This window comes from Rhodococcus sp. NFXS4, assembly GCF_058139645.1.
In genome coordinates, this window is record NZ_CP192221.1 from 2,949,516 (window position 1) to 2,963,055 (window position 13,540).

General features: G+C 69.9%; 13 protein-coding genes. 2 read left to right on the forward strand and 11 right to left on the reverse strand.

Annotated features, from left to right (window positions below):
* The first annotated feature begins 65 nt into the window (after positions 1–65).
* Positions 66–932 (forward strand): dienelactone hydrolase family protein, encoded by an 867-nt coding sequence (locus J4E04_RS13745; RefSeq protein ID WP_490148820.1) that lies wholly within the window; start codon positions 66–68, stop codon positions 930–932.
* Here J4E04_RS13745 and J4E04_RS13750 read toward each other — a convergent pair.
* The 3 genes from J4E04_RS13750 to J4E04_RS13760 are packed head-to-tail and all read right to left on the reverse strand — an operon-like array spanning position 905 to position 3,059.
* A complete protein-coding gene (locus J4E04_RS13750; RefSeq protein ID WP_056442520.1) occupies positions 905–1,141 on the reverse strand; it encodes a hypothetical protein in 237 nt (78 codons plus the stop codon). The two genes, J4E04_RS13745 and J4E04_RS13750, sit on opposite strands and share 28 nt — an antisense overlap.
* Complete coding sequence (locus J4E04_RS13755) at positions 1,138–2,718, reverse strand: hypothetical protein (RefSeq protein WP_490148821.1); 1,581 nt, start codon at positions 2,716–2,718, stop codon at positions 1,138–1,140. Before J4E04_RS13755 ends, J4E04_RS13750 begins: the two co-directional genes overlap by 4 nt.
* Complete coding sequence (locus tag J4E04_RS13760; protein ID WP_490148822.1) at positions 2,715–3,059, reverse strand: hypothetical protein; 345 nt, start codon at positions 3,057–3,059, stop codon at positions 2,715–2,717. Before J4E04_RS13760 ends, J4E04_RS13755 begins: the two co-directional genes overlap by 4 nt.
* Positions 3,060–3,227: 168 nt before the next feature.
* Here J4E04_RS13760 and J4E04_RS13765 point away from each other — a divergent pair, with 168 nt between their 5' ends.
* Positions 3,228–4,268 (forward strand): LLM class F420-dependent oxidoreductase, encoded by a 1,041-nt coding sequence (locus J4E04_RS13765; protein ID WP_056442530.1) that lies wholly within the window; start codon positions 3,228–3,230, stop codon positions 4,266–4,268.
* Between the two features lie 12 nt (positions 4,269–4,280).
* Here J4E04_RS13765 and glmM read toward each other — a convergent pair whose 3' ends face one another.
* The 8 genes from glmM to eccCa form a co-directional block, all read right to left on the reverse strand.
* Positions 4,281–5,618, reverse strand: coding sequence for a phosphoglucosamine mutase (gene glmM, locus J4E04_RS13770; RefSeq protein ID WP_328812690.1), 1,338 nt, complete (start codon positions 5,616–5,618; stop codon positions 4,281–4,283).
* 113 nt (positions 5,619–5,731) lie between these two features.
* Positions 5,732–6,217, reverse strand: a complete 486-nt coding sequence (gene rpsI / locus J4E04_RS13775) for a 30S ribosomal protein S9 (RefSeq protein WP_371831715.1) — start codon at positions 6,215–6,217, stop codon at positions 5,732–5,734.
* Between the two features lie 50 nt (positions 6,218–6,267).
* Positions 6,268–6,711 (reverse strand): 50S ribosomal protein L13, encoded by a 444-nt coding sequence (rplM, locus tag J4E04_RS13780; protein WP_027503810.1) that lies wholly within the window; start codon positions 6,709–6,711, stop codon positions 6,268–6,270.
* 172 nt (positions 6,712–6,883) lie between these two features.
* The gene (locus J4E04_RS13785; protein ID WP_222650302.1) at positions 6,884–7,282 is read right to left on the reverse strand and encodes a TraR/DksA family transcriptional regulator; all 399 of its coding nucleotides are present in this window, start codon (positions 7,280–7,282) and stop codon (positions 6,884–6,886) included.
* Positions 7,283–7,384: 102 nt separating this feature from the next.
* Entirely contained in the window at positions 7,385–7,663 is a 279-nt protein-coding gene (locus J4E04_RS13790) for a WXG100 family type VII secretion target (RefSeq protein ID WP_490148823.1), read from the reverse strand.
* 51 nt (positions 7,664–7,714) lie between these two features.
* The gene (locus J4E04_RS13795; protein ID WP_162246747.1) at positions 7,715–8,017 is read right to left on the reverse strand and encodes a WXG100 family type VII secretion target; all 303 of its coding nucleotides are present in this window, start codon (positions 8,015–8,017) and stop codon (positions 7,715–7,717) included.
* Positions 8,018–8,131: 114 nt separating this feature from the next.
* Entirely contained in the window at positions 8,132–9,568 is a 1,437-nt protein-coding gene (locus tag J4E04_RS13800; protein ID WP_490148824.1) for a type VII secretion-associated protein, read from the reverse strand.
* A complete protein-coding gene (gene eccCa / locus J4E04_RS13805) occupies positions 9,565–13,479 on the reverse strand; it encodes a type VII secretion protein EccCa (protein ID WP_490150554.1) in 3,915 nt (1,304 codons plus the stop codon). The genes J4E04_RS13800 and eccCa overlap by 4 nt, the downstream gene beginning before the upstream one ends.
* Positions 13,480–13,540 lie beyond the last annotated feature (61 nt).

A 13,540-nucleotide genomic window follows, 5' to 3' on the forward strand; every position in this document is an offset into this window, starting at 1 on the left:
ACGGCGCTCCGGCCGCCCGCACGTCGACGGCATGGCGAACTGCCGCGTCGACTACGGTCAGTGCTGTGCCGAAGACGCAGAAGTTGGTCGCCGACCTGACCAAGCGGGGTCCCCATCGCGTGCTGCGCGGTGACCTCGCTCTCGCGGGCCTGCCCGGTGTGATCTACACGCCCAGTGAGGGCACGGGACTGCCGGCGATCGCCTTCGCGCACGGCTGGATGACCGGCGCCTCGCACTACGACTCCACGCTGCGGCACCTCGCGTCGTGGGGCATCGTCGTCGTCGCGCCGAACACGCAACGCGGACCGGTGCCCTCCCACAGTGCCCTGGCGCAGGATCTCCTCGTCGCGCTCGACGTGTGCACCGGCATCCGTCTCGGCACCGGCGACATCAGCGTGCACCCCGCCAAGCTCGGCCTGGTGGGCCATTCCATGGGCGCGGGCGCCGCGGTGATCGCCGCGGCTCAGCGATCGGACGTCGCCGCTCTCGGTGCGCTCTATCCGGCGCCCACCTCTCCGCGCGCCCTGTCGCCCGGCATCGCCGACGCGGTCACGGCGCCCGCTCTGGTTCTCGGCAGTCCCTCCGGACTGAACTCCCTCACCGCGGAGCCCGTCGCGCTCGCCGATGCGCTCGGTGGCCCCACCCTGCTCCGCGTGATCGACAAGTCGGAAGGTGACGGCATGGTCGAGGGCCGGAAGCTGCTCAGCTTCCTCGGCGTCGGCAACGCCCAGCCGAAAACTCGGCGCTCGGTGCAGGCACTGCTCACCGGCTTCCTCCTGCACCGCCTCGCGGGCGATGACACGTACTCCGACTTCTCCGATCCCGACGCCGTCGTCAAGGGCACCGAGGTGGTCGACCCGAACGCGCCGACCGCGGACGCCCCCAAGAAGGTCAGCGCGATCCGTCAGCTGAGCCACCTCGCCGGTCGCTGAGGCGCCGCCGGCGGAGCCTCGTCGCCGGCCACCGCCTCTGTGGGCGATCGCAGGATCACTCCGGCGCGACGCGGCGCCACCCGCGCGGCCTCCGAGCGCTTCCGAGCCTCCTCGTCGATGGCCGCGAGGCGGGTCCGCACACGTCGCGTCGCCCGCCGGTGCTCCCGCACGACGGCGTCGATGATGTCCGCGGTGTTCTGCGAGTTCACAGCGGACCGGCTTCCGCGATCTCGGGTCGCGCCGGCTCGCCGACCGTCGCTACCTCACCGCTCGGGTCCGTGTCCGGTTGCAGCACACCGGGTTCCGTGACACCGCCGGATTCCGCAGCAGCGGGAACGCAGTCCGGTGGCGCGACGACCGGTGGTGCGACGACCGGGGCCTCGACGACCGGGAGCCCTTGATCCGCTGCCTCCTGTTCGACTGCCTCCTGATGCGGCTCGTCCCGTTCCGCTGTGTCCGGGGTCTCGGACGACGGCTCCGACGGCTGTTCCGATTGCGGCGCCGCCTCGTCCATCACCTCGGTGAGGACGGGCAGTCCGAGAGGCCCGGCAGCGAGAGCGAAGTGATGGGACTCCCCCGCCGCGTCGTGGGTGCGGATGTCCACGGCCCCGTCCGCGCCGAGGGCGACACTCACCCCGCGACCGTCGAGCTCCGCCTCGAGGTGACCGCGCTCGACGTTCTCGGCAGGCGCAGTCAGCGCCGCCTCCGGTGAGATCTGCGCCTCGGCGGGCGGTGGGTCGCACGGCGCCGCAGTCGACACCACCTCGGTCACCGCGTCCCGCACCGCCCGACCGATCAGTTCGGCGAGCGGTGAGCGATCCTCGACGGGAGCGACAGGCAGCGTCGTGGGCGGCTCCGCGACCACAGGAGAGGGCGCGACGGCGAGCGACGGCGGCTCTGGTGCAGCGGCCGGCGCCGTCACCGACGCCGGCGCGGTCGCTGCAGCCGGCGCGGTGCCGTCCGCCGGCACACACTCGCACGCGTCGTCCTCGACGGACCGGTGACCACTCGGCCACGGCGAGCCGTCGATGTCCGCCGCAGCGGCGCAGAGTGCCGCGTAGATCTCGGACACGGCGGTCTCCGTCGAGGTGCACAGTTCCTCGAATGCGGCCACACGCTCGGTCATCGCGGGCACGAACACGGTGTCCAACCACTCTCGGCATCGGGCTGCGACCGGTTCGAGGACCTCGGCCTGCCGCCGGCCGGGATCCGACGCGGACAGCAGCATCGCCTCGAGGCCCGGGAACACCGAGGCCAGCGTCCGCAGCGCGTCAGGTGCGGATGCACCTCCGGCTCCGGCGATGGTGGCCGCGACCTGCGCTGCATCGCGACCGCCCACGTGGTCGGTGCGGAACGCGGAGGCGGCGATCGACTTGTCCTCGACGATCGCGTGCAACCCCGCCGACGCGGAGGCCATCGCTGAACCGATCGCCTCGAGCTGATCGGCGTGGCCGGCCGACCTCGCGCACTGCCGTCGAAGGAGGTCGAGCGCGGCGTCGGCGGCATCTCCCGACCAGGCCTGCCCCAACGACTCCGCTGCGTCGGACTGACGCCCGATCTCCGCGCGCGCCTCGGCCGCCGCGACGCCGAGCCGGTCGGCGTCAGCCCGGATAGCCTCGGTGTCGAGTCCGCGTTGCTCGTCGTAGCGAGCGCAGAGCGCGACGTGGGTCGTGGTCATCGGCGCGCCGCTCGCTCCGACCAGCGGGAGGAACGTCGCGAAGAACGTCAGGCCCTCGCTCCCGAGATCCAGCAGACCATCGATCGTCGGCGGCACCGGTGCGGTCACCGGTCACCTCGCCGTGCCGGCACACCCGGCGCCGTGACGCGCAGGGCGGTGACATCGTCGAGCGACACCGAGCCGTCGATCGACGCCCGCAGGGCGGCCGAGGTCGCAGCGGTAGCGTCCGACCAGGACCTCAGGCCCTCCGACAGCCGCCCGAGGCTGTCCTGCAGGGCGGCCGCCTCCGCCCGGTGGTTCCGGCCCGCCGACTCGACACCGAACAGACCGCCCACCCCGCGCTCGGCGGACACTCGTACGGCTGTCGCGGACTCCTCGAGGGCCGCGATCGCCGCCCGGGCCGCCCCCTCGTCCAGCGTCGTTCCGCCTCGCGACGTTCCACTGGCCATGTCGTCCCTTCCGAAGTGATGCTCGAGAGCGCGATCCCCACGGATCAGACGCACCGCCGCTCCCCCGCGTTCCCGCGAAACGGCAGCCGTCGGTGGGCACTGCCGGTAGGACCGGTAACCTCCGAATTCACAGGTGAGTAACACACACTTCGGCGATCAGGGAGCCCCATGCGCATCGGTATGCAATTGAACTACTCGGGCGGGTTCAGCGAGACGGTCGAGGAGGTCGGGGCCCTGGAGAAGGCGGGAATGGACATCGCGTTCATTCCCGAGGCGTACTCGTTCGACGCGGTGAGCCAGATCGGCTTCCTCGCGGCGAAGACCTCGACGATCCAGCTGGCATCGGGCATCTTCCAGATCTACACCCGCACGCCGTCGCTGCTCGCGATGACTGCCGCCGGTCTCGACTACGTCTCCGGCGGACGATTCGTGATGGGTATCGGCGCGTCCGGCCCCCAGGTGATCGAGGGATTCCACGGCGTCAAGTACGACGCCCCGCTCGGCCGCACCCGCGAGATCATCGAGATCTGCCGCCAGGTGTGGCGCCGCGAGAAGGTGCAGTTCGAGGGCAAGTACTACCAGATTCCGCTGCCCGCCGATCAGGGCACGGGTCTGGGCAAGCCCCTCAAGCTCATCAATCATCCTGTGCGAGCCGACATTCCGATCGTCATCGCGTCACTCGGACCCAAGAACGTCGCGCTCACCGCCGAGCTGGCCCAGGGCTGGGAGCCCATCTTCTTCCATCCGGAGAAGGCCGAGTCGGTGTGGGGCGAGTCGCTCGCGGCCGGTAAGGCGAAGCGCGACCCGTCTCTGGGTGAGCTGGACGTCTACGCCAGCCCCGCCGTGGCCATCGGCGACGACGCCGACCAGTTCCTTCCGTGGATCAAGCCCCAGCTCGCGCTCTACATCGGTGGCATGGGCGCCAAGGGCAAGAATTTTTACAACGACCTCGCGGTGCGGTACGGGTACGAGGCGGAGGCAGAGAAGATCCAGGACCTCTACCTGGCCGGCAAGAAGGAGGAGGCCACGGCCGCCGTTCCCGACGAGCTGGTCCGGTCGATCTCGCTGATCGGCACCGAGAGCTACGTCAAGGAGCGCCTCGCCGCCTTCGAGTCCGCGGGTGTGACCACACTGAACATCCACCCCATCGCAGCCGACACCGCTGGCCGCGTGGGTCAGGTGGAGCAGCTCAAGGCCCTCATCGGCTGACGGGCCGAGACGTCAGCCGACGGCGCCGACCACATCCGCGATGTGGTCGGCGAGCCGGCGGGCGGTGTCTGCAGTGTCCGCTTCCACCATCACGCGGACGAGCTGCTCGGTTCCCGAGGGACGCAACAACACTCGCCCCTCTCGTCCGAGTTCGTCCTCTGCACGGGTCACCGCGTCCTGCACGAGCGGAGCCGACGTCGCGGCGGACTTGTCCTGCACGGGCACGTTGATCAGCACCTGGGGCAGCGTGCGCATGACGGACGCGAGGTCCTCGAGGGTGCGTCCCGTCTCGGCCATCCTGGCCATGATCTGCAGGCCCGTCAGCACACCGTCACCGGTGGTGCCGAAGGCGGGCAGGACGATGTGCCCCGACTGCTCACCGCCGAGTCCGTAATTGCCGGCGCGCAGTTCTTCGAGAACGTAGCGATCGCCGACAGCGGTGGTGCGCACCGTGATTCCGGCGTCACGCATCGCGATGTGCAGTCCGAGATTGCTCATGACGGTGGCGACCAGCGTGTCGTCGGGAAGCTCGCCGCGCTGGTGCATCGCGATCGCGAGGATCGCCATGATCGCGTCCCCGTCGACCACGGCGCCGCTCGCGTCCACTGCGAGACAACGGTCCGCGTCGCCGTCGTGGGCGAGTCCGAGGTCTGCGCCCTGCTCGACGACGGCCTTCTGCACCACGTCGAGGTGAGTGGACCCGCATCCGTCGTTGATGTTGAGGCCGTCCGGGTCTGCGTTGATGGCGATCACGGTCGCTCCCGCGGCGCGGTAGGCGTCCGGCGCGGCGGTCGAGGCGGCTCCGTGAGCGCAGTCCACGACGACGGTGATGCCGTCGAGGCGTCGGGTGACGATGGTCGCGAGATGGCTCTCGTAGCGGGCGAGAGCGTCCGGGGCCTGTCGCACGCGGCCGATGGCGGCACCGACGGGGCCCGTGGCGGGCGCGTCGAGCAATGCTTCGATGCGGTCTTCCTGGTCGTCGTCCAACTTGTGGCCGCCGGCCGCGAAGAACTTGATGCCGTTGTCGGGCATCGCGTTGTGCGATGCGGAGATCATGACGCCGAGCTGCGCGTCGTAGTCGTCGGTCAAGTAGGCCAGGGCCGGGGTGGGGACGACACCGACCGTGAGGACGTCGACTCCGGCGGAGGACAGTCCGGCCACGATCGCGGCTTCGAGCATCTCGCCGCTCGCGCGCGGGTCCCGTCCGACCACGGCCAGGGGGCGGGTGGTCGACGAGGCCACCTCGCCGAGCACCGCTGCGGCGGCACGGCCGAGTCGCAGTGCGAGGTCTGCCGTCACCTCCTCGTTCGCCAGTCCCCGAACTCCGTCGGTACCGAACAACCGGGCCATGACAGTTACCTCTTCCGAGCAGGTGGAGCGAATGCAGGTGCCGTGACACGAAGCAGGCGCCCGCGGCGGTCCGAGGACCAGCCGGAGCGCCTGCTTCTCCAGAAGTGCTGAGATCAGCGCTTCGAGTACTGCGATGCCTTACGAGCCTTCTTCAGGCCGTACTTCTTGCGCTCCACGGCACGCGGGTCACGCGTGAGGAAGCCGGCCTTCTTGAGGGCGGGGCGATCGTCCGGGGTGACCTCGATGAGGGCACGGGCGATGGCGAGACGCAGGGCGCCTGCCTGGCCGGACGGGCCGCCACCGTGCAGGAGGGCGACGATGTCGAAGCCGTCCGCACGCTCGACGGTGACGAACGGGGACTTGATGAGCTGCTGGTGCACCTTGTTGGGGAAGTAGTCCTCGAGGGTGCGGCCGTTGAGCTTGAAGTCGCCCGAGCCGGGGGTCATGCGCACGCGCACGACGGCTTCCTTACGACGACCGACCGTGGTGACGGGGCGATCGATGTAGATGGCGGGACGAGCGGCGGCCTCGATGTCGGCGACGACCTCGGGCTCCTCGACGGAGACGAACTCGTCGGCGATCTCGACGGAGTCACCGATGGGGACGGTCTCTTCGGCCGTCTCGGTCACGACGTTCTCTTCGGGAGCGGTCACTGGGACACCTGCTTGATCTCGTACGGGACGGGCTGCTGAGCCGTGTGGGGGTGATCGGGACCTGCGTAGACCTTGAGCTTGCCGGCGATCTGGTTGCCGAGCTTGGTCTTGGGGATCATGCCCTTGATGGCCTTCTCCACGACGCGGTCGGGGTTCTTGTCCAGAACCTCACCGATGCTGCGCGCACGGAGACCGCCCGGGAAGCCCGAGTGGTGGTAGTGGAACTTGTCGGTCCGCTTGTTGCCGCTGATCGCGACCTTCTCAGCGTTGATGACGATGACGAAGTCTCCGCCGTCGAGGTTGGGGGAATACGTGGGCTTGTGCTTGCCACGCAGCAGAGTTGCTGCCTGGACTGCGAGGCGGCCGAGAACGACGTCGGTGGCGTCGATCACGTGCCAGGTCCGGGTGACATCCCCGGCCTTTTGGCTGTACGTGGACACAGAACTTCCTTGTCTCATCGCTGATGGTGCTGGCCAGGCGCGTGGTCGATCGTCTCGGCGGCCAGTGGAGACCCGAGGGACCGGTATCGGTCGTGCATGACGACTCGATGTACCGAACGCCAACGGTGTACCTTACCGGCCCACGTACTGGCAGGTCAAAACCCCTCGACCGTCATCGCCGACGAGAGGTGCACTCGATGCAGCGGCGAGCAGTCGGCAGCGCCTCGAGGCGGGGGTCGGAGATCGCCCCGCCGCACACCTCGCACTGTCCGTAGGTGCCGCGCTCGATCCGCATCTCCGCGTCGTCGAGTTCGCGCAGTTCCTCCCGCGCCTCTCTCGACATCGATGCGATGGCGGCGCGCTCGAACGCGATGGTCGACCCCTCGGGATCGTGCTCGTCGTCGTCCGTGGTCCACCGGGACCCTTCGACGATGGCCTGGTGCTGTCGTGCGAGCGACACGATGCGGGCCTCGGTGAGCGCACGTTCCGCCGCGACCCGGCTGCGGGCGATCGCCCGAGCCGCGTGGTCGCGGTCGCTCGGGTCGGTGACGGGCTGATCCGGCTGTGTCATGACGACGTCCAGTATCCGCCCCGCGCCGACCGGAGTCGTACGGACCGTCGGAGATGGGCAACCGGACACCCCCCGCGCCCCGGTTGCCCACCTCGTCCGTGATCAGGCGAACATTCCCCGGTTCGCCGCCTCGCGTGCCTGCATGTCGGCGTTGCCCTGACCGACGGCACTGCCGACCGCCTCAAGAACCTGATTGAGCTCCAGGGCCGCCGAGTCCCACTGGCGCTGCTTGTCCTGGTACGACTCCGACGCCGCGCCTTCCCATTCCGCCACCAGCGGCGAGATGATCTGGCGCAGTTCGTCGAGCTTGCTGTTGAGAGTGGCCTGCTTCGCGTCGATCTGAGCAGTGACCTGGTCGATGGCACCGAACACGTATCTCATGGTGAACGTCCTTCCTGACGTGAGTGATGGGCAGATCGGATGATCGGCGGGTCAGAGGTTGAGCGAACCGCCCGCGGCGGTGACGGTGCGCGTGTTGTCGTCGTCGGCAGCGCCGTAGGCGGTCCCGCTCGACTTGATGGCGTCCCCGATCGAACCCAGCGCGAGTTGCAACTTGTTCGCGCTGCCGTCCCAGCTGGTCATGACGTTCTGGAACGCGATCGCCGCCGCGCCTTCCCAACTCCCTCCGACGGCCTGGACGTCGCCACGCAGCTGGTCCAGCAGCGCCTTGATCTCGAGCGTCAGCTGGTCCACCTTCCCTGCGGTGACGTGCATCGTCTCGACGGTGGTCTTCATCTGCGACATGGTCTCTCGATCCCCCCTCGGTGTGGTCCGGGCCGGTACCCGGAACTTCCCCTGCACCTCCTTCGACGCGACGACTCGGCGAACGGTTCCGTCTCCGCCACCGCGTCACCCGACGACGAGGGACGCGAGGACCGCGGTGCAGACCTCCGCCATCACGGGGTCCGCGGCCTCGGTGCTCTGACAGCCGAGACTCGTCTGCTCCCCCGGTGACACGATCACCGTCCACGCCACCGTCGAGCCGTCGGACGCCTTCTCGGTGTAGACGAGCGCGGGACGATCGGATACGTCCGACCGTCGATCGAGCCCGCCGAGTCGATCGGGTGCGGCGTCGACCCCGGCCGACAGGGTGGCCTGCACGTCGGGGAGTCCGACGCCCACACCGAGTTCGCGGACCACCAGCACCAGTCGCATGCCGGCGGGTGCGTCGGGACGGATCTCGACCCGCTCCGTACCCGGCTCGACATGCCACCCCACCGGCACGATCAGGTGTGTTCCCGCGATCGAGAAGTCGGTACCGGCGGGGGCGCTCGTCGTCGTCGCGGCGGCCGGCTCGGTGGTGGGCGCGGTGGGTCGAGTGGGCCCGGCCGGGACCATGGACGGTTCTGCGGCTCGTGGTCGCTCCGTCGCAGGCGCGGGCGACTGTCCGCTGGTCAGTGCCGCGACGCCGGTGCTGACGCACACCAGCGTGATCGCCACCGCCGCCACCAGGACCGGCCGTCGGGTCGTGCGCCGACGGTCCACGGCCGCCGCGGCGGCTCGTTCGGCCAGCCAGGCGCCCGTCCTACCGGGCGTGAGCTCGGCCGGTACGGACGTTGTGACGGGCGGAACCGGGAGGGAACTCGCGCCCGCGCTCGGGACCACGGCTGCCGCCATCTCCTCGTCGTCCACCGTCACCACCGTCAGATCGCTCATCTCGTCGAGTACGGCTCGCGGCAAGGTGTTACTCGTGCCGTGCACGACGAGTCGGCAGGCCGGCGCGGCAGCGAGAGCTCCGTCCACCGCGGCACGAGTGCGCGACACCGTCAGCTCGTCGTCCCCTCCGATCGCGGGGTCGGTCAGAACACAGTCCACGACGTCGCTGCTGATGGCCGTACTCACCACGGTCGAGACCGTGGTGCGGTGCGGTGTGCGGTCGAGAACCACTGTTCGGCAGCGTGATCCACCGCACGGGCAGGGCCGGGCCGACTGCGCCGCGTCCCGCGCGACGAGCGCCGACGACACGAGGAGGACGTCACGCGCGAGGGGTCGCGCGGCCGCGGTGAGGACGCTGCAGCGCACGGCTCCCCAGTGCGGTGGGTGCACCAGCACCAGGTCGTGGTCCCCACCGTGCACCCCCGCATCGCGCAGAGCGTCGGTGAACATCTCGGACACCATCGTCGACACCTCGACCTCGCGTCCGTCGGCGAGAGTGACGACGCGGTCGTCGATGTGGCCGAGGACGTCCACGGACGCGGAACCGTCTGCGGGAGTTCTCGACAGCACCCCGAACCGTGAACACCACACCGCGTCCACGGTCGTGACGAGCCCGACGGGCGACGTCACCGCTCGTCCGGCGCGGTCTCGCACAGCGCGGTCTGCACCAGTGTCGCCGTTCCGCGCCCGACCAGCACACCGCGTCCGGGTGGGAGTTCGGACGGACGGACGGAGCCGAGCAGGACGCCCTCCTCTCGGCTCCCGCTCATGACCAGTCCCGGTGATGCCAGGTCCTTGAGCCTCGCGAGGACCGGTTCGTACAGTGCCCGAGCGGATCCGCCGCACCGACGTGCGACGACGAGATGCAGACCGACGTCCCGCGCCTGCGACAGCAGTTCCAGCAACTCGGTCAGCGGGTTTCCGTGCGGCGTGACGACGAGGTCGTAGTCGTCGACGACCACGACGATCTCGGGACCGGTCCACCAGGATCTCGCAGCGAGTTCGCGACGAGTGGTGTCCGGTCCCGGACGGCGGGCACGCAGGTAGGTCGCGAGTTCGGCGACCATCGTCGTGGCCTGCTCGCCCGTGGACGCGTGACCGGCGAGCCGATCGGACGGGATGTCGCCCAGCAGGGTTCGTCGGTAGTCGACGGCGAGGATTCTCAGCGACGTGGCGTCGTTGGCCTGCGCGAGCGAACGGCAGATCGATCGCAGCAGACTGGTCTTCCCGCAGCCCGAGTCGCCGAGGACGAGAAGGTGCGGATGCTCGGCCAGATCCAGAACGACCGGCGCGAGATCGTTCTCGTCGACACCCACCGGCACGGTGGCGACGAATGTTCCCGAGGCGGACGGGGGCCACCACGCCGACACGGACGACAGAAGGTCGTCGCGCTCGAGTCGACGCGGCAACAGTCGCACTGGGGGCGTCGGTGCGTCACCCCGCCACCGGTGGACCGACTCGGCGATCGCGCGGTCGGTCCCGTGTCCGAGATCGTCGGTGTCGGCGATGCCGTCGACACGCGGGAGCGCGACGAGCAGATGCAACCCGTCCGGGGTGATGCCTCGACCGGGCCGACGCGTCGGGACGTTCATCGCCCGCGCTCGGCCGATGTCCGAGTCCGACGGATCACCCATGCGCAGTTCGACTCTCGTGGTGACGGCATCCTTCACCACGGGACGGAGCTCGGCCCACCGACTCGCGGCGAGGACGACGTGCACCCCGTAGGAGAGTCCGCTCGACACCAGCTGGTGCAGGGACGGTTCGAGGGCCTCGAACTCGGCTCGGATCGTGCTCCACCCGTCGACGACCAGAACGATGTCCGGCACCGGCGGTGCACTGTCTCCACCCGACTCTCGCCTGCGCCGCGCATCGGCCATCGACCGGATCTCGCCGGTGCGGAACAGCTCCTCGCGGCGTCGAACGGTTCCGACCACGTCGGCGACGATGCGTCGCACGGCGTCCGCCTCCGAGCGGACCGCGACGGATCCGACGTGAGGAAGGCCTACCAGCCGTCCGACGGATCCACCGCCGAAGTCCAGGACGTGGAACTGCACGTGGTGCGGGGAGTACCGCAGAGCGAGATCGAGGACGAGCGTGCAGAGCGCGGTGGACTTGCCGGACTGCGGTCCCCCGACGATCGCCACGTGCCCGGACGCACCGGTGAGGTCGAGTTCGAGTGCATCGCGTCGCTGGTCGTAAGGCCGGTCGACCAGTGCGACCACGGCGCGCAGTGACCCCGCCGCGTCGGGCCGGTCACCGCCGAGCGCCGTGTCCGGTGACACCGAGTCGAGTGTGACGGGCCGGTCCAACGGCGGTAGCCACACCCGGTGTGCGGGACGCCCGTGACCGCGCACTCGCGCGACGACGGCGGAGAGGACGGTGCCGCCGTCCGACGACTCGGACGGAGACGGCGGTTCGCCCGCCGGTTCGAGGGCGGTCTCGTCGAGCAGCGGCACCGGCGCCGCCGTGAAGAGACGGGGCCCGGTCGAGCCTGCGCCGACCGAGAGCGCTGCGGGCTCGTCGCTCTGCAGACGGGGACCCGAGACGTACATCGCGGTGAAGCGCACCAGCTCGCTGGAGTCCGTTCTGAGGAACCCCACTCCCGGACCCCCGGTCACGTGATGCGCGTCGGCGACACCCAGAACCGATCGAGATTCGGAGGCCGAGAACGTCTTCAGACCGATGCGGTAGGAGAGATGACTGTCGAGTCCGCGCAGCCGACCCTCGTCGAGCCGCTGGCTCGCCAGCAACAGATGGATGTGCAGCGAGCGCCCGAGTCGCCCGATCGCGACGAAGAGCTCGGCGAACTCCGGGAACCGGGTCAGCAGTTCGGAGAACTCGTCGACGACGACGAAGAGCGCCGGTAGAGGCGCGAGTGCGGCACCACCCTCGCGCGCACGGGTGTAATCGGAGACGTTCGCGTAATTGCCGGCGGCCCTGAGCAGTTCCTGCCGTCGAGTCATCTCGCCCGCGAGCGCGTCGCGCATCCGCTCGACCATCTGCGCTTCCTCGGACAGATTGGTGATGACGGCCGCGACGTGAGGCGCCGATTCCAGTCCGAGAAACGTGGCCCCACCCTTGAAGTCGACGAGGACGAGATTCAGGACGTCGGGCGGGTGCGTCGCGACGAGTCCGAGCACCAGCGTCCGCAACAGTTCCGACTTTCCCGATCCCGTGGCGCCGATACAGAGTCCGTGCGGTCCCATACCCCCCTCGGCGGCCTCCTTCAGGTCGAGCTCGACGACGCGACCGTCGTCGTCGAGTCCGAACGGGACGCGCAGTCGCGACCGCCCGGAACGGGAGGACCAGGCGACGCCGGGGTCGAGACTGTCGGGAGACGTCATGCCGGGCAGGTGTTCCCATGCTCGGACGCGCGGGCCACCCTCCGCCCGCACGACGGTGTCGCCCGTCCGGAATCGAGCGAGTCCCCGCGCCACCACGGCGGCGGTGACCACGTCCACACCGTCCGCGGTACCGAACATCTCGACTCCGGCCGCGCTCCGTGCGCCGAGCGCAGGCCTGTCCGCGCCGTCGCCGACGACCAGGACGAGTGTGCGATCCGCGGTGCCGTCCCGGCCCGCACCGGACACGGTCAGGACCGTCACGTCCCCGCCCCTCGTCACGGTCTCCCATGTCTCGGCATCCTCGACACCGTCCTCGGCACCGCGATCCACGACCACGATGCGATGGGGCCGCGCACCGGTCGACGAGTCTGCCGCCGGGACGGCGAGGTCCCGCGCTGCCTCCGCCGGCGATCCGAAGGTCAGCCGCCGTCGCCCGCCACCGTCCGACGCGGTCTCGTCCCCGTGGTGCGGCAACCACTTCGTCCAGTCCCACGTCGCCGCGATGCAGTCGTCCACGACGACCACCACACTGATGTCGTCCGGACTGTGGAAAGTGCACGCCTGCAACACCATCGAGCGCACGAGCGCTCTCGCCGCCTCGACGGGGCCGTCGACACCGATCACGGAGAACGCGCGCAACGAGACCGCGGTGGGAAGGTCCGACACGATGGCATGGGTCCGGACGAACGAGCGCAGGAGGGCGGCCGACACCGGCTCGAGACCCTCGGGCGGACCCGTGTCGGGTGTGACGAGGCGAGTGGCGAGTCGTTGGTCGCCCACGCCCACCCGCAGATGGACGAAGTCGTCGTCTGTCGACCGCCTCTCCCACATGCGTGAGGTTCCGGCGAACGAGGACAGCGTCGACGGATCAGGATGGGAGAAGGCCAGTGCCTCGTGCTGCGCCGACGCCGTCGACCGGACCCGCTCGCGCATCGCACCGAGGTACGTCAGATAGTCCTTGCGCGATTCGTCGAGTTCGGCCGTCCGTGGCCCGCCTCCGCGGCCCCCACCGGCGAACATCCCCAGCATGGACACCACCATCATGGCCGGGAACAGCAGCGTCATCGGGTTGGCGGCCGCGCCCGACGTGATCATGAGGGCAACCATGCCGACCATCGCGACCACCATGACCAGAGGCAGCATCTTCAGGAGCGGGTTCCCCGGGACCACCCGCGGAATCTCCGGTGGCGGCTCCATCTCGACGGTGCCGCCCGGCACCCGCGGCGCGTCCTCGCGCGGCGGTCGACCATGGACCACC

Bases quoted from the DNA above. Each gene is read 5' to 3' on its own strand.
- eccCa (WP_490150554.1), bottom strand. From the start codon at position 13,479: ATGGAGCCGCCACCGGAGATTCCGCGGGTGGTCCCGGGGAACCCGCTC.
- J4E04_RS13760 (WP_490148822.1), bottom strand. From the start codon at position 3,059: ATGGCCAGTGGAACGTCGCGAGGCGGAACGACGCTGGACGAGGGGGCG.
- J4E04_RS13795 (WP_162246747.1), bottom strand. From the start codon at position 8,017: ATGAAGACCACCGTCGAGACGATGCACGTCACCGCAGGGAAGGTGGAC.
- J4E04_RS13785 (WP_222650302.1), bottom strand. From the start codon at position 7,282: ATGACACAGCCGGATCAGCCCGTCACCGACCCGAGCGACCGCGACCAC.
- J4E04_RS13790 (WP_490148823.1), bottom strand. From the start codon at position 7,663: ATGAGATACGTGTTCGGTGCCATCGACCAGGTCACTGCTCAGATCGAC.
- glmM (WP_328812690.1), bottom strand. From the start codon at position 5,618: ATGGCCCGGTTGTTCGGTACCGACGGAGTTCGGGGACTGGCGAACGAG.
- J4E04_RS13765 (WP_056442530.1), top strand. From the start codon at position 3,228: ATGCGCATCGGTATGCAATTGAACTACTCGGGCGGGTTCAGCGAGACG.